Annotated in this window: 14 protein-coding genes; 6 read left to right on the forward strand and 8 right to left on the reverse strand. The window is 69.0% G+C overall.

From position 1 onward, the window contains the following. Positions 1-108 precede the first annotated feature (108 nt). A complete protein-coding gene (locus ACM2ZB_RS20510; protein ID WP_416056782.1) occupies positions 109-3,648 on the forward strand; it encodes an ATP-binding protein in 3,540 nt (1,179 codons plus the stop codon). 97 nt (positions 3,649-3,745) lie between these two features. Next, positions 3,746-7,276, forward strand: coding sequence for an ATP-binding protein (locus ACM2ZB_RS20515; protein WP_416056783.1), 3,531 nt, complete (start codon positions 3,746-3,748; stop codon positions 7,274-7,276). A gap of 502 nt (positions 7,277-7,778) precedes the next feature. Here ACM2ZB_RS20515 and mdtD read toward each other — a convergent pair. The 5 genes from mdtD to ACM2ZB_RS20540 form a co-directional block, all read right to left on the reverse strand. Continuing rightward, the gene (mdtD, locus tag ACM2ZB_RS20520; RefSeq protein ID WP_416056784.1) at positions 7,779-9,227 is read right to left on the reverse strand and encodes a multidrug transporter subunit MdtD; all 1,449 of its coding nucleotides are present in this window, start codon (positions 9,225-9,227) and stop codon (positions 7,779-7,781) included. Positions 9,228-9,317: 90 nt separating this feature from the next. Further along, a complete protein-coding gene (hemE, locus tag ACM2ZB_RS20525) occupies positions 9,318-10,400 on the reverse strand; it encodes a uroporphyrinogen decarboxylase (protein WP_416056785.1) in 1,083 nt (360 codons plus the stop codon). 26 nt (positions 10,401-10,426) lie between these two features. Next, complete coding sequence (locus ACM2ZB_RS20530; protein WP_019660053.1) at positions 10,427-10,666, reverse strand: WGR domain-containing protein; 240 nt, start codon at positions 10,664-10,666, stop codon at positions 10,427-10,429. Positions 10,667-10,786: 120 nt separating this feature from the next. Next, positions 10,787-11,899 carry a 3-dehydroquinate synthase gene (aroB, locus tag ACM2ZB_RS20535; RefSeq protein ID WP_416056786.1) on the reverse strand — a complete coding sequence of 371 codons (1,113 nt, stop codon included), beginning with the start codon at positions 11,897-11,899 and terminating at the stop codon, positions 10,787-10,789. Further along, positions 11,896-12,438, reverse strand: a complete 543-nt coding sequence (locus ACM2ZB_RS20540; RefSeq protein ID WP_313442212.1) for a shikimate kinase — start codon at positions 12,436-12,438, stop codon at positions 11,896-11,898. The genes aroB and ACM2ZB_RS20540 overlap by 4 nt, the downstream gene beginning before the upstream one ends. A gap of 98 nt (positions 12,439-12,536) precedes the next feature. On the opposite strand from ACM2ZB_RS20540, the gene ACM2ZB_RS20545 reads away from it, so the two are divergent. Then, the gene (locus ACM2ZB_RS20545) at positions 12,537-12,740 is read left to right on the forward strand and encodes a dodecin family protein (protein WP_313442210.1); all 204 of its coding nucleotides are present in this window, start codon (positions 12,537-12,539) and stop codon (positions 12,738-12,740) included. Positions 12,741-12,746: 6 nt separating this feature from the next. On the opposite strand, the gene ACM2ZB_RS20550 is transcribed toward ACM2ZB_RS20545, so the two are convergent. Then, positions 12,747-13,574 (reverse strand): kinase, encoded by an 828-nt coding sequence (locus ACM2ZB_RS20550; protein ID WP_416056787.1) that lies wholly within the window; start codon positions 13,572-13,574, stop codon positions 12,747-12,749. Positions 13,575-13,614: 40 nt separating this feature from the next. On the opposite strand from ACM2ZB_RS20550, the gene pdxH reads away from it, so the two are divergent. Next, on the forward strand, positions 13,615-14,214 hold the full coding sequence (gene pdxH / locus ACM2ZB_RS20555; RefSeq protein ID WP_416056788.1) for a pyridoxamine 5'-phosphate oxidase: 600 nt from the start codon (positions 13,615-13,617) through the stop codon (positions 14,212-14,214). Positions 14,215-14,237: 23 nt separating this feature from the next. Here the strand turns inward: pdxH and ACM2ZB_RS20560 are convergent, their stop codons facing one another. Further along, complete coding sequence (locus tag ACM2ZB_RS20560) at positions 14,238-17,084, reverse strand: HD domain-containing phosphohydrolase (protein ID WP_416056789.1); 2,847 nt, start codon at positions 17,082-17,084, stop codon at positions 14,238-14,240. 126 nt (positions 17,085-17,210) lie between these two features. On the opposite strand from ACM2ZB_RS20560, the gene ACM2ZB_RS20565 reads away from it, so the two are divergent. Then, positions 17,211-17,678: a DoxX family protein gene (locus tag ACM2ZB_RS20565; RefSeq protein ID WP_416056790.1), complete on the forward strand. Its 468-nt coding sequence runs from the start codon at positions 17,211-17,213 to the stop codon at positions 17,676-17,678. A gap of 88 nt (positions 17,679-17,766) precedes the next feature. Here ACM2ZB_RS20565 and prpR read toward each other — a convergent pair whose 3' ends face one another. Next, positions 17,767-19,350, reverse strand: a complete 1,584-nt coding sequence (gene prpR, locus ACM2ZB_RS20570; RefSeq protein WP_416056791.1) for a propionate catabolism operon regulatory protein PrpR — start codon at positions 19,348-19,350, stop codon at positions 17,767-17,769. Between the two features lie 153 nt (positions 19,351-19,503). On the opposite strand from prpR, the gene prpB reads away from it, so the two are divergent. Continuing rightward, the gene (gene prpB / locus ACM2ZB_RS20575) at positions 19,504-20,397 is read left to right on the forward strand and encodes a methylisocitrate lyase (protein WP_416056792.1); all 894 of its coding nucleotides are present in this window, start codon (positions 19,504-19,506) and stop codon (positions 20,395-20,397) included. Position 20,398 lies beyond the last annotated feature (1 nt).

Raw genomic sequence — 20,398 nt, forward strand, 5'->3', positions numbered from 1 at the left:
TTGTGTGCACGGCTGCAACAGTTCGTGGTGGCAATGCCGCTGGCAACAGGCTGTTGCAGCGATGGCCCCGCCCCTGTGTGACAATCGGCGCAGGACAGGGGGTTCAGGATGAAGAGCGGCTGGCGCCGGTATTGGCGGGGTTTGGCAGCAGCAGGCCTGCTGCTGGTGGCGTTGTCGGCCACGGCGGCGGGCCTGGACATGGCCGGCGAAACACCGCGCCTGCGTCGCTTCGGCGCGGCCGAGGGGCTTCCGTCGCGCATGGTCGTGGCGCTGGCCCAAGATCGCCAGGGGCACATCTGGGCGGCGACCGACGGTGGCCTGGCCCGCTATGACGGCGGTGAGCTGCGCGTCTGGCAGCACGATCCGGAACAGCCGGGGTCATTGCCGGGCAACGAGATCGAAACCCTGCTGGTCGATCCGCGCGACCGCGTCTGGGTCGGCATCAACGGCAAGGGCGTGGCCCGGCTGGACGCCGACCGCCAGCGCTTCAAGACTTTCGACACCCTCAACAATGGCTGCCAGGGACAGTTCTGGACCCTGGCCTATGCCGAAGGTGCGCTGTGGGTGGGCAGCAGCACCCATGGCATCTGCCGTTTCGCAGAAGACGGCAGCCTGCGCCTGTTCCGCCAGGCGCCCGGTGGCCTGCCCAGCGACACCGTCTACAGCAGCCTGGTCGATGGGCAGGGCCGTCTGTGGGTCGGTACCGAGGCCGGCGTTGCACGCTGGAACGGCACCGCGTTCGAGACGGTGGCGGCACGCGAACTGGGCGCGCTCAGCGTACTGCGCTTGAGCCGCGATCCCGAGGGTTCCATCTGGGTCGGCACGCAGAACGATGGCCTGTACCGCATCGATGCGCAGGACCGGGTGAGTCGGCCGGCCTGGGCCGACAGCGCGGATCTGCGTTCGGCGGTGGTGCTGGCCGATCACCAGGGAGGGTACTGGGCGGGTACGTCCGATGGCCTGCTGCGTGGCGATGCGCAGCAGCTGCGGCGCCTGGAGGGTGATCGTGGCAGTGGCTTCCTGACCGCCCACAGCGGTGTGCTTGACCTGCTGCAGGACCATGAAGGGGGCATGTGGGTGGCCCTGCTGACCCAGGGCCTGGCGTACCTGCCCCCGGACTGGAAACGCTTTTCCACCTGGTACCAGCTCGATGGTCGCCCGTTGGACAGCCAGTACCTGCTGAGCGCCGGCACCGATGGCCGCAACTATTTCGTCGGCTCGGCCCATGGCGTCTACAAGCTGGATGGCCAGGGCACCTTGAGCCTGCTGGCCAGCGACCGCGAACTGGGCAGTGGCGCGGTCTGGTCGGTGCTGCCGCGGCCCGACGGGCAGCTGTGGCTGGGCCGTGCCGGGCGCATCAGCGTGTATGACCCGGCCCGCCGCAGCCTGCGTGAGTGGCCCATCGGCGGCGGTGCCGACCTGCGCCAGCGCATCGACCTGATGCGTCAGGCACCCGACGGGACGGTCTGGGTGTCGGTGATGAACCTGGGCCTGCAGCAGCGTGCCGGCGATGGTCGCGTGCTGCGCAGTTTCGATCTGGCCACGCTGCGTGGCGAGGGCGACGCGCCGGTGGAGCAGATCCGCTTCGATGCGCGTGGCCAGGCCTGGGTGATGAGTGACATGGGGATCTGGCGCGAGCAGGCGGATCGCTTCGTCGCCGTGCCCGGTGTCTCCCAGGGGGCCATCTACGATCTGGTGTGGATCGACCCGCAGCAGATGTGGCTGGCCCGGCAGGGCGCATTCGAGCGCTACCAGTGGGATGGGCTGAGCCTGCGCCTGGTGCAGCGCGTGGACGCGACCCACGGCGTGCCACCAATCAGCATGGGCGGGCTGGCGCTGGCCGCCGACGGCCGGCTGTGGGCGACCACCCCGCGTGGTCTGCTGCGCTGGGACCCGAAGCAGCGCCGCCTGCAGCAGTTCAACGAGCGCGACGGCCTGCCCGATGCCGAGTTCACCGGGCGCCCGCCCGCCATCGGTGCCGACGGCCGCGTGCTGGCGGTCACCCAGACCGGCCTGGTCGGGTTCGACCCCGACGCGCCGGATGTGGCGCTGCCACCCTCCCAGCTGGTCATCGCCCAGGTGCGCGTGCGCCGCGACGATGCGCGGGGCTGGCAGCCGCTGCCGGCCACCGGCACCCTGCTGCTGGGGCCGGATGACCGCGATCTGCAGATCGATGCGCGCCTGCTGTCCTTCGCCAATCCGCAGGGCAACCGCTATCGCTTCCGCGTGGAAGGCTACGACCAGAACTGGGTGGAGCAGGGCGGCGATGGCCAGCGCACCCTGTCGCGTCTGCCGGCCGGGCTCTATTCGATCGATGTGCAGGCATCCACCGCCAGCGGCCCCTGGACGCCGGTGAAGCAGTTGCAGGTGAAGGTGCTGCCACCGTGGTGGCGCAGCGGCCTGGCCATCTTCGGCTACGTGATGCTGGGTTCGTTGCTGTTGCTGGTGCTGGCCTGGTCGATCCGCCGGCGGCTGCGGCGGCGGCAGCAATGGCAGCTGACCGTGCACAAGCAGCAGCTGGCCGAGCAGGCATCGCAGGCCAAGAGCCGCTTCCTGGCCACCCTGGGCCATGAGGTGCGCACGCCCATGACCGGCGTGCTGGGCATGAGCGAACTGCTGCTGGCCACCGAGCTGGATCCGGTGCAGCGCAGCTACGCCGGCTCGATCCAGCAGGCGGGCAGCCATCTGCTGCGGTTGGTGAACGACGCGCTGGACCTGGCCCGCATCGAAGCGGGCCGGCTGGAGCTGGATATCCGGCCGTTCGATCTGAACACCCTGCTGGACCAGGTGCAGGCGCTGATGCAGCCGATGGCACAGCAGCGCCAGTTGGCCTTCCAGCGCGAGGATGCGCTGCCCGGGCCGATCTGCGTCAGTGGCGACGAGATGCGCGTGCGGCAGATCCTGCTGAACCTGCTGGGCAATGCCATCAAGTTCACCGAACGCGGCCATGTGGGCCTGGGCGCGCAGCTGGATGCCCAAGGCGGCGCAGTGACCTTCGAGGTCAGCGACAGTGGCCCGGGCATCAATGCCGAGCAGCAGCGGCGGCTGTTCCACCGCTTCGAGCAGGCCGACGGGCCGCGCACGGCGTCGCGTTACGGCGGCAGCGGCCTGGGGCTGGCGATCTGCCAGGAACTGGCGGTGGCCATGGGCGGCCGCATCGATGTGGACAGCCAGCCCGGCAAGGGCGCGCGCTTCCGTGTGCGGCTGCCGCTGCCGTGGGCGCAGCAGGTTGCCTCGGCACAGGATGAGGCCGCGGCCACGCCAACGCTGCCGGCGCTGCGTATCCTGCTGGTTGAAGACGATGCCACCGTGGCCGAGGTCATCGCGGGCCTGCTGCGCGCGCGCGGCCACCAGGTGGTGCATGTGCTGCACGGCCTGGGCGCGCTGTCGGAAATCGCCACCGATGGCTTCGATGTCGGCCTGCTGGACCTGGACCTGCCAGCACTGGATGGCACCGCCATCGCCCGCCAGCTGCGCGCGCTGGGCTATGAACTGCCGCTGGTGGCGGTCACCGCGCGTTCGGACGCCTACGCTGAATCGCAGGTGCTGGCCGCCGGTTTCGACGGTTTCCTGCGCAAGCCGGTGACCGGCGATCTGCTGGTGGCAGCGATCATCCAGGCCCGGGCGAAACGCCACGTGGATGTCTGATCCGGTCATTGCGCGGCGTGAACACCGCGACTTTCGGTTTACCATGCCGACGCCCGTGGCGCGGGCACCATCTACAGGCAGCATGAGGAGGCAATCGGTGGCGTATCTGCGGGCGGCGACGCTGCTGCTGATCCTCCTGTGCGCCCTGGTGCCTGCCGCCGCACAGCCGGTGCCGCCAACCCCGCGCCAGGTGACCGTGTTCGATGGCTTGCCGTCCAACACCGTCAACCGCATGGCCGAAGACCGTTACGGCTACCTGTGGATCGCCACCAACGATGGCCTGGCCCGCTACGACGGGCGCAACTACCGCATCTGGCGTTCCGAGGATGGCCTGCGCGACAACCGCATCTGGACGGTGCTGGTCGATGCCCAGAACGAGCTGTGGATCGGCACCGAGAATGCCGGCCTGGTGAGGATGTCGGCCGACCGCCGCCAGCTGCGCTTCTACGACCGCAGCAGCCAGCCGTTGATGGGAAGCAACACCGTGTGGAGCCTGGCGGCCACGCCCGATGGCGCGATCTGGTTCGGCACCCACGAAGGCGGCCTCTACCGGCTGGACAACAACGACCACCTGCAGCGCTTCCTGCCTGAAGCCGACAATCCCCGCAGCGTTCCCGCCACCTCGGTTCCCTACCTGGCCACGTTGCCCGACGGCAGCCTGTGGGTGGGCACCAAGCATGGCGTGGCGCGCTGGACCGGCACCGATTTCGAGCGCCTGAGCAGCGAATTCGTGCCGGGCATGCTGATCAACGGCCTCACCGCCGAACCCGATGGCAGCCTGTGGATCAGCAGCCTGGCCGGCGCCACCGTGCGCCGCCCGGATGGCCATTTCGAAGCACCGCCGTGGCCGCTGCCGGCCGGCGAACAGGTGCTGGGCATGATGCTGCGCGACGAGCAGGGTGGGCACTGGCTGGATACCCGTTCCGGGCTGGGCCGTGCAGTGGACGGGCAGTACCAGACCGTGCCGCTGTACAGCGCCATCGCCCGCGGCCTGGTGCGGCCGAACTGGACCGGCGCCTATGAAGACCGCGAAGGCGGCATCTGGCTGGCCAGCACCAATGCCGGCCTGTGGCACCTGCTGCCGCGCTGGTGGCAGTTCGCCGTGTTCTCGCGGCTGGAGGATGACCCGTCCTCGCTGCGCAATTCCTATGTGCTCGGCACCAGCCCCTCGGCCAATGGCGGGGTGTGGACCGTCGGCAGCCATGGCGCGCTGGACCGCTTCGACCCGCGCACCGGCACCATCGAGCAGCACCGCACCTTCGTCAACGGCATCCACTGGCTGACCTCGGTGCGCGAGGACCGCCGGGGGCGGGTCTGGGTGGGGTCCACCGACGCGCTGGTGCGCTACGACCCGCGCAATGGCGAGATGCGTCGCTGGGGACGCGATGCCGGCGCCGACGCCACCATGGAAGGCACCGTCGAAGCGATGATGACCTGCGATGGCGACAGCCTGTGGCTGATGCTGCCCTCGGGCCTGCAGCAGCGCGACCTGGACGGGCACCTGCGGCGCCAGCTCGAAAACGGCCACAGCGGTCTGCAGTCGGGGCAGTTGAACCTGGACGTGGAATGCGGGCCGCAGGACCGGATCTGGCTGGCCAGCAGCCGCGGCCTGCTGCAGTGGCTGCCGGAAGCGCAGCGTTTCCAGCCGGTGCCCGGGGCGCCGGCCACCGCCGTGTACGCGATGCACGTGGGGGGCAATGGCGAAGTCTGGCTGTCCGAGGATGGCCGCCTGTCGCGCTACCGCTGGAGCAATGGCCGCCTGGAGCGGCAGGCCGTGGTCGGCGCGGAGCAGGGCTATCCGGCCATTTCCGCATCGGGCCTGGTGGTCGATGCGCAGGGCGTGGCATGGGCCACCAGTGCGCGCGGCCTGATCCGCGTCGGCGCCGATGGCCAGAGCGTGCGCCTGTATGGCGTGCATGATGGCCTGCCCAGCCAGGAATTCCGCGAACACACGCTGATCGCCACGGCCTCCGGGCGGATGGTGGCCGGCACGCCGGCCGGCGTGGTGTCCTTCGACCCCGAACTGGTGCGGCCCTCGACCCGCCGCGCACCGCTGGTGATCGAACGGGTGGAGGTGCGCCGCAACGAGCAGGTGCTGGACCTGACCCACGACACGCCGTTGCAGATTGCCGACGGTGACCGCGATCTGCGCATCGTCGCGCGTCTGCTGTCCTTCGCCGATTCGGCGTCCAACACCTACCGTTACCGCCTGGCCGGCTACGACCCGGACTGGGTGGAAGTGGGCCCGGCCGGCGAGCGTCTGTTCTCGCGCCTGCCGCCGGGCGCCTACCGGCTGGAAGTGCAGGCACGCTCGGCCGACCACGTCTGGTCGCGGGTGCAGACCCTGGAATTCCACGTGCAGCCGCCTTGGTGGCGCAGCCTGTCCGGCCTGCTGGTGCTGGCGTCCATCGCCCTGCTGCTGACCAGCTGGTTCGCCTGGCTGTACCGCCGCCGCCTGCAGCGCAAGCATGCCTATCAGCTGGCCCTGCACAAGCAGGAACTGGCCGAACAGGCCTCGGCGGCCAAGACCCGCTTCCTGGCCAACCTGGGCCATGAGATCCGCACGCCGATGACCGGCGTGCTGGGCATGAGCGAGCTGCTGCTGTCCTCACCGCTGGACCCACAGCAGCGCGGCTATACGCAGTCGATCCGGCATGCCGGCGAGCACCTGCTGCATCTGGTGAACGATGCGCTGGATCTGGCCCGCATCGAATCGGGGCGCCTGGAACTGCAGTCCAAGCCCTTCGCCCTGAACAGCCTGCTTCAGGACCTGGCTGCGCTGATGGGGCCGCTGGCGGCGCAGAAGGGCCTGCGCTTCGTGCTGGACAACCAGCTGCCGGCTGGCCTGCAGGCCACCGGTGATGCGATGCGCGTGCGGCAGATCCTGCTGAACCTGCTGTCCAACGCAGTGAAGTTCACCAGCCGCGGCACCATTACCTTGCACGCGCGCTGCGAAGATGGCCCGCGCGGGCTGCACTTCGAGGTGAGCGACACCGGCCCGGGCATCAGCCAGGAACAGCAGCAGCGCCTGTTCCGCCGCTTCGAACAGGCCGAAGGCGCGCGCACGGCCGCGCAGTACGGCGGCAGCGGCCTGGGCCTGGCGATCTGCCGCGAACTGGCGCAGGCGATGCAGGGCCGGATCCGCGTCGACAGCCAGCTGGGCAGTGGCACCCGTTTCGAAGTGAGCCTGCCGCTGCCGTTGCAGCAGGGCGCCGCCGGCGAAGCGAACGAGACCGACGGCGGTGACGACGCGGCGGCGAACATGCCTTCGCTGCGCGTGCTGCTGGTGGAGGACGACGCCACGGTGGCCGACGTGATGATCGGCCTGCTCGGCTCGCGTGGCCACCAGGTGGTGCATGCCGGCCACGCCCTGGCCGCGCTGCGCGAGATCAGCGCGGGTGATTTCGACGTTGGCCTGCTGGATCTGGATCTGCCGGGGCTGAGTGGCTTCGAACTGGCCCAGCACCTGCGCAACCAGGGCTACACATTGCCGCTGCTGGCGGTGACTGCGCGAACCGATGCGGACCTGCAGGGGCAGGTGCAGGCGGCGGGCATCTGCGGGTTCCTGCGCAAGCCGGTGACTGGGGAACTGCTGGTGGAAGCGATCGCACGCGTATTGGGTAGGTAGGGTTTTCTGCAGGGCTTGCAGCCCTGCACCTGCTGGATCAACGTCAACGTCAAAGGCGTGCTTTCCGTGGGATGGCGGGGTGGGTCCGGTGGCAGGGGACGCTGCAAGTACGTCCATGTAAGCTCGGTCGCCGCATCCATGCGGCTCACGCCCCTGCCACCGGACCCACCCCGCCTTCGACAGATTTCCGCGATCTGTCGGAGAACGGGCTCCGACCCCAGATGAATTTCGATATCTGAGAGAAAAATCGTGTCGACCAAGGTCGACACCTACCAACAGCCGCCGTTACCAACCGCCGCGGGAAACTGTCGGGGGTGGGGCGGTGTGGGTGGGCAGGACCGCAGGCGTCATGGATGGCGCCTACGAGCCCCCAGGGACGGGTTTACGGCGTGTCCTGCCCACCCACACCGCCCCGCCCAACACACAGAAAACCAGAGCCGCCTTTGACGTTGACGTTGATCTGGCTTGTAGCAGGTGCAGGGCGCAGCCCTGCAAAAAAAACCTACTCCGCCACAGACTCGACCTGCCGCGGTTCCGGCTTCGTGTCCGGCAGCTGCCAGAAAATCATCGTCGAGGTCAGCGTGATCGCCCCCACGCAGATGAACGTTGCATGCAGCGCCGCCGTCGCGCCGTGGCCCTCCAGATGCGTGCCGAACGCGGCCAGCAGGCTGCCCGCGGCTGCGGCGCCGAAACCGGCGGCCAGCATCATCACCATCGACAGCAGGCTGTTGCCGGAACTGGCGAATTCGCGGTCCAGGTCGCGCAGGGTTACGGTGTTCATCACGGTGAACTGCAGCGAATTGACCGCGCCGAAGAAGGCCAGCTGCAGCAGGCGCCAGGCCAGGTGCTGGCCCGGGGTCATCAGGATGAAGCTGGCCATCGCCAGGCCCACCAGTACCGTGTTGATCATCAGCACGCGGCGGTAGCCGTACTGTTCGACCAGCTTCACCGCCAGCTTCTTGGACACCATGCCGGCAGCGGCTACGGGCACCATCATCAGGCCGGCGTTCATCGGGCCCAGGCCCAGGCCGACCTGCAGCAGCAATGGGATCAGCATCGGCATGGCGCTGCTGCCGATGCGCGAAAACAGATTGCCCAGGATGCCGATGCGGTAGCTGGGTACGCGGAACAACGCCAGCGAGAACAGCGGTGCCGTCGAATTCGCCGCATGCAGCCAGTAGCCCACCAGTGCGGCCAGGCCGGCCACGGTCATCAGCATGATCAGTGCGTGCGGTGTGCCCAGGCCGGAAATGCCGTCCAGCGCCAACGACAGCACCACCATCGCGAAGGCCAGCATGATGTAGCCACGCAGGTCGAAGCGGGTACGGTGGCTGGCGTAGTGGTCGGGCATGATCTTCATCGCGGCGATGAAACCGATCACGCCGATCGGCAGGTTGATCAGGAACACCCAGTGCCACGACGCGATTTCGACCAGCCAGCCGCCCAGGGTCGGGCCGATCAGCGGGCCGACCAGCGCGGGAATGGCAATGAAACTCATCGCGCGCAGGAAATCCTCGCGCGGCACCGAACGCATCACCGCCAGGCGGCCGACCGGCAGCAGCATCGCGCCGCCGATGCCCTGCAGTACGCGTGCGCCCACCAGCTGGTGCAGATGCTGGGCCAGGGCACAGGCCAGCGAGCCGAGGGTGAACAGGATGATCGCTACCAGGAAGGTGCGGCGGGTGCCGTAGCGGTCGGCGATCCAGCCGGAAGCCGGAATGAAGGTGGCTACGGCCAGTGCGTAGCTGAACACCACCGACTGCATCTGCAGCGGGCTTTCGCCCAGGCTCCTGGCCATCGCCGGCAGCGCGGTGTTGACGATGGTCGAATCGAGCATCTGCATGAAGATCGCCAGCGAGACCAGCCACAGCAGGGGGCGGAAGCGGGCGTATTCGGCAGCGGATGCGGGGGTGTCGGGCGAGGGCGCGCCGGTGGGCGACGGTTCGGACATGGCGTGGGGGCCGGTGCAGCGTGGGGCCGCCATGATCGCGCAATGCAGGTCACGGCGCGATCAATGCCGCGCCGTGACCGCTGGCAGGGTTCAGCGCTGGCTGTGCGCGTGCACTGCGTCGACCAGCACCTGCACGTGTGCCGGGTCCATGTCCGGCGACATGCCATGGCCCAGGTTGAACACATGGCCCTCGCGCGAACCACCGTTGCCGGCGGCATAGGTGTCCAGTACGCGCGCGGCAGCGGCAGCGATCGCGTCGGGCGAGGCGTACAGCGTGGTCGGGTCCAGGTTGCCCTGCAGCGCCACACGGCCACCGGTGCGGCGCAGGGCCTCGTCCAGATCCAGGGTCCAGTCCAGGCCCAGCGCATCGGCGCCGGTCTGCGACAGCGCTTCCAGATGCAGGCCGGTGCCCTTGCCGAACAGGATCAGCGGCGTGCGCTCGCTGCCTTCGCCGCGCTTCAGGCCTTCGGCAATCCGCTGCAGGTAGCGCAGCGAGAATTCGCGGTACATGGCCGGCGACAGCACGCCGCCCCAGGTGTCGAACACCTGCAGCGCCTGCGCACCGGCGGCACGCTGCGCGCCCAGATAGGCGATCACCGCGTCGGTGGTCACTTCCAGCAGGCGGTGCAGGGCCTGCGGGTGGTTCAGCGCCATCGCCTTGATGCGCGCGAAATCCTTGCTGCCGCCGCCTTCCACCATGTAGCAGGCCAGCGTCCACGGGCTGCCGGAGAAGCCGATCAGCGGCACCTGGCCGTCCAGTTCACGGCGGATCAGGCGCACCGCGTCCATCACATAGCCCAGGTCCTGTTCCATGTCCGGCACCGCCAGCCTGGCGATGGCGGCTTCATCGCGCACCGGGTGGCGGAACTTGGGGCCCTCGCCTTCGACGAAGTACAGCTCCAGGCCCATCGCATCGGGAATGGTGAGGATGTCCGAGAACAGGATGGCGGCGTCCAGCGGAAAGCGGCGCAGCGGCTGCAGGGTGACTTCGCAGGCGATCTCCGGGTTCTTGGCCATGGCCAGGAAGCTGCCGGCCTTGGCCCGGGTCGCGCGGTATTCCGGCAGGTAGCGGCCGGCCTGGCGCATCAGCCAGACGGGCGTGCAGTCCACCGGTTCGCGGCGCAGGGCGCGCAGCAGGCGATCGTTGCGGAGGGGGCTGGTCACGATGGGCATTCCTTGGGCGAAAGTTGGCAGCGGCGTCAGTCGCCGTGCGAAAGGATCTGGAAGCCGCGATGCAGTTCGGCATCGCGGGCCTTCTCGAAGGCATGGCGGGCTTCGTCGGCCTGCAGGAACAGCTCGCGCCGCAGCTGCGAGCGGCCACCGACGCGGCCGCTCTCGCGCAGCAGCTCCCAGCCGCCGAACAGGTCCGGCTGCAGGCTCAGGCGCAGGAAGCGCGGTGCCTGCGCACCGGCATCGGGATGTTGCAGGTAGACGTGCATGGCCCCGATTGTATCGCCCCGGGACGACACGGACCTGTAGAGCCGAGCCCATGCTCGGCTGCGCTTCATCGGGTCATCGGGGGACAGCCGAGCATAGGCTCGGCTCTACAGCGGCCGGGATCAGCGGTCCGACAGCACCTTCAGCACCGCCGCCTCGTCCACGTCCGGCACCACTTCGGCACGGCCCATGCCCCGCCACAGCACCAGGCGCAGGCGGCCGGCCACGTTCTTCTTGTCCAGCCGCATGCGGCCCAGCAGCGCCTGCGGGTCCAGCCCGGCGGGGATCGCCACTGGCAGGCCCAGCCGTTCCAGCAGCGCCTGCAGGCGCGCGCGGTCGGCATCGTCGGCCAGCCCCAGCTGGGTGGACAGCTGTGCCGCCAGTACCATGCCCACGGCCACGGCTTCGCCATGGTTGAGCGCATCGCGGCCCGGGGCCGAATAGCCCTGCTCGGTCTCGATGGCATGGCCGAAGGTGTGGCCCAGGTTGAGCAGGGCACGCTCGCCCTTTTCGAACGGGTCACGCTCGACGATGGCGGCCTTGTGCCGGCAGCTGCGTGCGATCGCCTCGGCCAGCGCGCTTTCATCACCGGCCACCAGGGCATCGGCATGCTGCTGCAGCCATTCGAAGAACACCGCGTCGCCCAGCGCGCCGTACTTCACCACTTCGGCCAGGCCCGCGCGCAGTTCACGCGGCGGCAGGGTAACCAGTACGCCGGTATCGGCGATCACCGCGCGCGGCGGATGGAAGGCGCCGACCAGGTTCTTGCCGGCCGGAATATCCACGGCGGTCTTGCCACCCACCGAGGAATCGACCATCGCCAGCAGGGTGGTCGGCAGCTGCACGCAGTCCACGCCGCGCATCCAGCAGGCCGCTGCGAAACCGGCCAGGTCGCCGACCACGCCGCCGCCCAGGGCGAACACGCAGGCATCGCGGGTGGCGCCCAGCGTGGCCAGGGCTTCGATCGCGCGGCCGAACTCGGCCAGGGTCTTGGACGCCTCACCGGCGGCCAGCACGTGTTCGCCCACGATCAGGTCGGGGCGTGCAGCCAGCAGGGCCTGTTTCAGCGCCGGCAGATAGCGCGGCGCCACTTCGCTGTCACTGAGCAGCAGCACATGGCGGCCGCGCACGTGCGCGGCCAGCGCAGCGCCGTCGGCCTGGGCGCCGGCGCCGATGGTGATGGTGTAGGGGCGGTCGCCGCCAACGGCGACCTGCAGCAGGGCGGGGGAGGTCATGCAGTCAGGTCCTGGCGCTGCCATTGCGTGGCCAGCTTGACCACAAGCTGGGCCGTGGCGTCGGCAGCGGTGTACGGGTCGGTATCGAGGGTGAGGTCGGCCAGTTCGCGGTACAGCGGATCGCGGGCGGCGGCCAGATCATGCAGCACCTGTTCGCGATCCGGGCGCTGCAGCAGCGGCCGGCCCTTGTCGCGGGCCAGGCGGTCCAGCTGGGCGGCCACGCTCACCCGCAGGTAGACCACGAAGCCGCGCTGGGCGATCAGGGCCCGGTTGCCGGCATCGAGCACCGCGCCACCGCCGGTGGAGACCAGCTGGCCCTGGCCTTCCAGCACGCGGGCCAGGGCCTCGCGTTCATGCTGGCGGAAGCCGGCTTCGCCGGAGTGTTCGAACAGGGTGGGAATGCTGGCCCCGGCGGCGTCGACGATGACCTGGTCGACATCGACGAAGTCCAGCGTGAAGCGCTCGGCGAGGCGGCGGCCGATGCAGGTTTTGCCGGCGCCCATCGGGCCGATCAGGATCAGGTTCGGAGCAGGATTCATGCCCTCTGATGCTAACACCTCCGTGCCCCGGCCTTTACGTTCTTCACGTCAGGGTGGGCGTTCCCGCGGGAATTCCCGCGCCAACCGGAGTACGCGCCATGTCGGTCGCCAAGGTCATCGAAATCACCGCCTCCTCGCCCAAGAGCGTGGAGGATGCCGTGCGCAGCGGGTTGAAGAAGGTTTCCGAGACGGTCAAGGGCATCCAGGGCGCCTGGGTGAACGAAACCAAGGTCGTCACCAATGGCAGCGGCGAAATCACCGAATGGCGGGTCAACCTGCGCATCACCTTCCTGGTGGAGTAGGCGGGTTCAGCGCACCGCCTGCACCTGGCGTTGGCCGTCCAGCACCACTACATGGTCGGCCAGCGTGGGCAGCGCCTGCAGGGCCTGCCGGCTGACCCGTTCGTAGTACTGCACGAAGCGCTCCAGCTGGGGGCGGCTCATGCCGTGGCGGCCGGGCTGGGCGGCCTGCAGGTTCTGCTCCTGCTGCCAGCGCCAGCGCGGCACCACCGAAAAATCCGGCGGCTGCAGGAACCACAGGCGGTCGCAGCGCTGCCACAGGGCCGGGTAGTCGCGGGCCAGGGCCTGGTTGCACCAGCGCCGCCAATGCCCGTCGGCGTCGGCCTCACGTTCCAGTGCGTTCAGTGGGGTGTCCAGGGCCGCGTCGTCCTGTGCGGGCGTGCCCAGGAACCAGCCCTCGAACACCAGCAGGTCCAGCGGTTGCTGCAGCTGCGGCCACTGGTCCTGGGGCAGGCGTTCGTCGGCCAGCTTGTCGAAGCGCGGCAGGGCCAGCGGCTGGCGTGCGGCCACCGCGTCGAGCACCGCGTGCGCCAGCGGCAGGTCGTGGGTGCCGGGCGGGCCACGGGTGATCAGCAGCGGATGCACCTGGCGGGCCAGCCGCTGGCGCTGTGCGCGGGTCAGGTAGACATCGTCGATGGACAGGGTCGCCGCGTTCAGGCCACGTGCCTTCGCCCGCGCCACCACCTGCGCGGCCAGCGTCGATTTGCCGCTCCCCTGCAGCCCGCTGATCGCCAATACTGGCACTGCGGCGCCGCTGCCCAGCACATCGTCCAAGGCCTGCTCGGCCAGCGTTTCCGGGAATCCTTTCACCTGGGGCATGTACGCAGCAGCAACCATGCCGCCACAATAGCCCAATCCGTGTGAGAAGAAGCGAACCATGAGCGACCTGTACGCCGAAGCCCTGTCCACCTTTGCCGCCCTGTTCGACGAGGCCAAGCAGAGCCGCGAGGTGGAGCCGAACGCGATGACCGTGGCGACCGCCGACGCGCAGGGCCGCCCCTCCGCGCGCACGGTGCTGCTGAAGGCCTTCGACGAGCGCGGCTTCGTGTTCTACACCCACCTGGACAGCCACAAGGGCCAGGAGCTGCAGGCCAATCCGCAGGCGGCGCTGCTGTTCCTGTGGCGCAGCCTGCGCGAAGCCGGCATCCAGGTGCGCATCGAAGGCCGCGTCGAGCAGGTGGCCGATGCCGAAGCCGATGCCTATTTCGCCAGCCGCCCGCGCATGAGCCAGATCGGTGCCTGGGCGTCGCTGCAGTCGCAGACGCTGGCAACGCGCGAGGCGTTCGATGCGCGCGTGGCCGAAGTCGAAGCACGTTTCGAAGGCAAGGACGTGCCGCGCCCGGACGGCTGGAGCGGCCTGCGCGTGGTGCCCGACCGGATCGAGTTCTGGTACGGCGCGCAGTTCCGCCTGCACGAGCGCTGGTGCTATGAAGCCGGTGCCGAAGGGCGCTGGAGCAAGCGCCTGCTGTATCCGTAAGACAGGCCCGGCGCCGCGTTCGATCACCGTGGTGCGGGCGCTGCCAGCATCGCATCGACGGCGTCCACATCCACTGCATCCTGCTGGCCGGCAGTCATGAAGCGCGCGGCGAAGTCGCGCCACAGGCCCTGGTGCAGGAAGTAGCGGAACAGGTCCGCATCCAGGTGCTGTTCGTTGCACATCGCGGCCATGATCTTCAGGGTCTCGCTCATGGCCTTGGGCTTCTTGTACGGCCGGTCCGCGGCGGTAAGCGCTTCGAACACATCACACATGGCCATCACCCGGTCCAGCACGCCCAGCTGCTCGCCCGGCAGGCGCCGCGGGTAGCCCTTGCCATCCAGCCGTTCGTGGTGGGTGGCGGCCAGCTCGGGCACCCGTTCCAGCCCCGGCGGCCAGGGCAGATCCTTCAGCATGATGTAGGTCTGCACGATGTGGTCGTTGATCTTGAAGCGGTCTTCGTCGGTAAGGGTGCCGCGCCGGATGCCGAGGTTGTGCAGTTCGCCGATGTCCTGCTGGCAGGGCGGTAGTTTCATGTCGAATCCCAGCGTATTGCGCGGGTCGCCCGCTTCCACCGCGGGCCGGTCCTCGTCCCAGTGCACGCGGTGTTCGGGAAGATCGGCCAGCAGGGCGGTCTCCGCCGGCAGCGGCGGCGCCTGCGGGCGCATCGTCTCCAGTTGGCGCAGTTCCGCAGTGGACAGGCCCAGGCGGTCATCGAAGTGGCGCTGCCAGGTCTGCGCACCGATGGCGTGCAGGCGGGCGATGGCTTCATCGGCCAGGAACTCACCGCCCAGGTTGCAGGTGGCCACGAAGGCGAAATCCTCCTGCAGCTGCCGCTGGCGCGCCTGCATCTGCGCGGTGTCCGACTGTCCGCGTGCGGCAGCCAGTTCGGCGTCGCGCCAGAGGATCTCGAAACGCAGGCGCACCTCGTGGATGCGGTTGCGGATGACTTCCAGCTTGGTTGCCTTGTCGACAATGTGTTCCGGGCTGGTCACCTTGCCGCAGTCGTGCAGCCAGGCGCCCAGGCGGAACGCCTCGCGTTCGTTGTCGTTCATGTGGAAATCGGCGTAACGGCCTTCTTCGGTGGCCTCCAGGCGGTTGGCGAACTCGATGGTCATCTGCGGCACGCGCTCGCAGTGGCCCCCCGTGTACGGGCTCTTCGCATCGATGGCATCGGCCAGCAGCTGGATCAGGGCGTCGAACAGGCGGCGCTGCGCTTCCACCAGCTGGCGGGTTTCGATGGCCACGGCCAGCATGCCGGACAGGCGCCGCGCGAAACGCTCGAAGGCGGCGCTTGAATGTGCATCATCGGCCTGGAATTCCAGGGCCAGCAGGCCCTGCAGGTCACCCTGGCGGCCGCGCAGTTCCAGGTCCAGGTGCCGGTGCGGGCTGCCCGGCGGCAGTTCGACATGCAGGGCCGGCAGTGGCGGGTAGGCAAACGTGGTTGGCAGCGGCCGGAGCAGGGTGCCGGCACGCGCGGTGTGGGTCATGCAGGAAGTGCTGGCCTCCCACAGATAGACCGCCGCGCCGTTCGACTGGGTGGCACGGGCCAGCTCGGCCAGCACCTGCTGCAGCATCTGTTCCATCCTGGGCTCGGTGGCGAGCTTCTCCGTCAGGTTCAGGAAGGCTTCGATGGTCTGGCCCATGTGCTCGATGGCCAGGGACAGCTCGCTCACTTCGCGGATATGGCTGCGCGGCAGGGCGCCGCCGGAGAAATCGAAGCGCGCGATGCGCAGGCTGCGTGCCTGCAGGCTGCCCAGGTGCCGCCCGATGGCGCGGCCAGCCGTCCAGCCCAACGGCAACAGCAGCAGCGACAGGCCTACGCCCAGCGCGATGTTGTCCAGCGCCCGGCGGCGCGCGTCGGCGGACAGTTCGTCCAGCGGCACGGCCTGCATCAGCTCGAAACTGCCACCGTGGCCGATGTCCATCCGGGTGTGCAGGCCGATCCATTGCTGCCCGTCGATGTCCAGCACGCGCGGTGTTCCCGGTGCATGAGGGCCGGCCAGCAGCTGCTGCAGCTGGGGCTCATCGATGGCGTCCAGGGTGGGGGCTTGGTCGCGGCCTGGCCCCTGCAGCGGCGCCGTGGACGCCACCACATGGCCCGCGCCCTGCAGCAGCGCCAGCCGCGTTCCCGGCGTGGCCCGCAATGCCACCAGCAGCTGGGCCAGGTCATCCAGTGCCACGTCGATGCCGGCCACGGCGTCGCCCGAGGTCGCCTGCTCGCTCAGTGTCACGCCCAGCTGCTGCGTGGTCGCAAACCGGTAGGGCGCGGTGAACTGCAGATCGCGAGGGTGCTGGCGGGCCAGGCGGTACCAGGGGCGGGTGCGTGGATCGAAGTCGTAGTCCGGGCGCGGCGCGGCCTGAAGCAGCCGGGCGTCCGCATCCAGATAGTGGAAGTGTCCCAGGCGGGTGCCATCGGCCTGTTGGCTGATGGTCTGCACCAGGAAGGCCGCGCCTGCCGGTGCGCCCACCTGCTGGCGCAGGCCGGGCTGGGCCAGGCGGCGGGCGAGCAGCAGGTCGCCATTGGGGTAGGCCACGTAGGCCGACGCGGCCAGCGGGGTGGAGCCCAGGGCCGCCAGCAGCGTGCCGACACTGTGCAGCCGGCTGGCCTCGTCGGTGGTGGCTGGCAGGTGCCCGCTGGCGATCTGGCGCAGGGCGGCCTGCGCGGGCGCCAGCTGCAGGCGTACCTGTTCGCGCAGCAGTGCCGAATCCTGCACGGCGCGCTGCCCGGCATCGACCACCAGCCGCTCGCGGGTGGCGATCCATCCCCATCCGATCAGCAGGATCGCCACCAGCGCCATGCAGGCCATGGTCAGGGCCGCGATATGAACGCGGATGCGGAACTGCCTGGGAGCAAGCACGACACCGTTCATCAGGCCTACCTTCCACTCCTGTGGTTCTGTCAGGAACGCAATGTCGCCAATGGACCGGCCAGCTTCATCTGCGAGCAGGCGGTCATTGGGCACACTCCGGCCGATGTTCCCTGTTCCGGAGTTGCCATGCCGTCCTGGCGTTGCCTGTTTGCCGTGCCATCCCCGCGCGGTGGTATTGAAGGTCTGTTGCTGTTGTCCGCGCGCATCGTGGCCGGGGTGATGTTCAGCGTGTCCGGCTGGAACAAGGTGTTCACCGAGGCCGGCCGCGAGCGCATGGTGCACACGCTGGTGGATGCGGGCGTTCCGTTCCCGGTGTTCAGCGCGCCGGTGCTGGGGGCCATTGAATGGATTGCCGGTGGTCTGCTGGTGCTGGGGCTTCTGAGCCGCCCTTCGGCACTGCTGCTGGCGGCGATCTGCGTGGTGGCGGCGCTGACCGACGGCATCGCGCGCATTCCTGCCGGGCTCAGCGTGCCGGATTGGCTGAGCTGGTTCTTCTACCTGAGCGAAGTGCCGCTGGGTGTGCTGCTGTCATGGGTTGCGGCTGTGGGCAGTGGCCGGTTCGCTTTCGAGGCGCGCTGGGCGCGGCGTAGCTGACCTGTCATCTGTAGAGTCGAGCCATGCTCGACTGGCGTTTTGTAGTCGAGCATGGCTCGCCTCTACAGAACGCGAGCATGGCTCGACTCTACAAACCCTCCGCGCGCAGCCAGCGCCACAGCGTGGTGCGCGACACGCCCAGCGCCTGGGCCATGCCTTCGCGGTCATTGCGGTGTTCCTGCAGCAGCGCTTCCAGCTGCGTGCGTGGTGGGCGCCTGCCGTTGCTTTCCGCCGGCAGGGCAGGGGTGCCCTCGCGCATCAGCTCGGGCGCCAGTTGCAGCAGTCGCGCGGCGCCGATCAATCCTTCGCCGGGTTGCCAGTGGATGCGCAGGCGATCGACCAGGTTGCGCAGTTCGCGCACATTGCCGGGCCATCCGGCCGCAGACAATATGGCCAGCGCATCCTCATCCAGCGGCGCATCGATGCCACGCAGCTGGCGGAAGAAATGCTGCGCCAGCAGCGGGATGTCACTGCGGCGTGCGCGCAGCGCGGGCAGGGCGATTCGCAGTGCGGCCAGCCGGTAGTACAGGTCGCGGCGGAAACTGCCGGCCGCAGCGCGCTGCTCCAGTGACTGCAGGGTCGCGGCCACCACGCGCAGGTCCACCGGGGTCGGTTCGGTGGCGCCCACGCGCAGCACTTCGCGTTCTTCCAGCACCCGCAGCAGGCGGGTCTGCAGCGGCAGCGGCAGTTCGCCGATCTCATCCAGGAACAGGGTGCCGCCGTCGGCGGCTTCGACCAGGCCGACGCGGCCGCCCCGGCGTGCGCCGGTAAAGGCACCATCGCTGTAGCCGAACAGTTCGGCTTCCAGCAGCGATTCGCTGATCGCACCGCAGTTCAGCGCCACGAAGCGGCCACGACGGCCACTGGCTGCATGCAGTTGACGCGCGACCAGTTCCTTGCCGGTGCCGGTTTCGCCGGTGACCAGTACGGTGCTTTCATGCGGGGCGTACAGCGCAATCTGCGCACGCACGCTGGCCATGGGCTCGCTGTCGCCCAGCAGGGCATGCGCATCACTGCGCGGTGCGGCGCGGCGGCGCATGGCCGGTCGGCTGCCACCGGAGCGGGCCAGGGCCTGGGTCAGTTCCAGCGCGTGCTCGAAGGCCTGCCGCACCGAATCGGCCGAGTACAGCAGTACGCCGGGCAGGCCCATCTGTTCGGCGTGGTCGATGGCCATGCCGGTGCCGACGATCACCTCGATGCCGTTGGCGCGCAGATCGGCGATGCAGTCGCGCGCATCTTCGCGGGTGACGAAGCGGCGATGTTCGATGTCCAGCCCGAAGCTCTGCTGGAAATTGCTGAACACCGGCACGTCGCTGGCGTGGGTGACCAGGCCGATGCGGCTGGCGATGCGGCGCGCACGCGCCAGTGCCTCCATCAGGTCGAAGCCGTTGGCCTGGATCGGAACCAGCGGCAGCTCCAGCCGGCCGCGCAGCCAGGCCGCGTTGGAGCCGCCGGCAATCACCACGTCGCAATGCTCGCGGCGCAGGCGCTGGCCGATCACCTCCACGGCCTCCTCGAAGCCCAGGTTGATCTGCTCGATGCGGGCGCGGCGGTCGAACTCGGGAATGACATCGCCGAGCAGGCCGGTCAGGCGCGAGACGCTGACTGTCCAGATGACCGGGCGGCCGGGGTCGGCATCGGCATGGCGCAGGGGCGAGCGGGGCAGGTACATGGCAGCGGCAGCGGTGGGCGATGTTTCATGATACATCTGTTTCAGTGTTTCATATGTTTCATCGTTTCAGGGCGGTCATGCCTTTGAAATCAACCGCTTGCAGGTTGGCATGGTGCTTGCGCCCTGTATCCCGTTCCCAACCTGGATTGCCGCATGACCGCTTCCACTCCCTTCTCCGCCGGTGCCCGCTTCCGCGAGGCGCTGGCTGCCGAATCGCCGCTGCAGGTGATCGGTGCGATCAACGCCAACCACGCCCTGCTGGCCAAGCGCGCAGGCTTCCGCGCCATCTACCTGTCCGGCGGCGGCGTTGCCGCTGGCTCGCTGGGCCTGCCGGACCTGGGCATCAACACCCTGGAAGACGTGCTGATCGACGTGCGCCGCATCACCGATGTCTGCGACCTGCCGCTGATGGTCGACATCGACACCGGCTTCGGCCCGAGCGCGTTCAACATCGCCCGCACCGTGAAGTCGCTGATCAAGGCCGGCGCCGCGGCGTGCCACATCGAAGACCAGGTCGGCGCCAAGCGCTGCGGCCACCGCCCGGGCAAGGAAATCGTCTCGCAGGGTGAAATGGTCGACCGCGTGAAGGCCGCTGCCGATGCCAAGACCGATCCGGACTTCTTCCTGATCGCCCGCACCGATGCCATCCAGGTGGACGGCGTGGACAAGGCCATCGAACGTGCCGTCGCCTGTGTCGAGGCCGGTGCCGACGGCATCTTCGCCGAGGCCGCCTACGATCTGGATACCTACCGCCGCTTCGTCGATGCGGTGAAGGTGCCGGTGCTGGCCAACATCACCGAGTTCGGCGCCACCCCGCTGTTCAGCCGCGACGAACTGGCTTCGGCCGGCGTGGCCATCCAGCTGTTCCCGCTGTCGGCCTTCCGAGCCGCCAACAAGGCCGCCGAGAACGTCTACCAGTCCGTGCGCCGTGATGGCCACCAGCGCAACGTGGTGGACAGCATGCAGACGCGTGAAGAGCTGTACGACCGCATCGGCTACCACGCCTTCGAGCAGCAGCTCGATGCACTGTTCGCCGCCAAGAAATAAG

Source organism: Stenotrophomonas maltophilia, from assembly GCF_047782825.1.
Lineage (GTDB): Bacteria > Pseudomonadota > Gammaproteobacteria > Xanthomonadales > Xanthomonadaceae > Stenotrophomonas.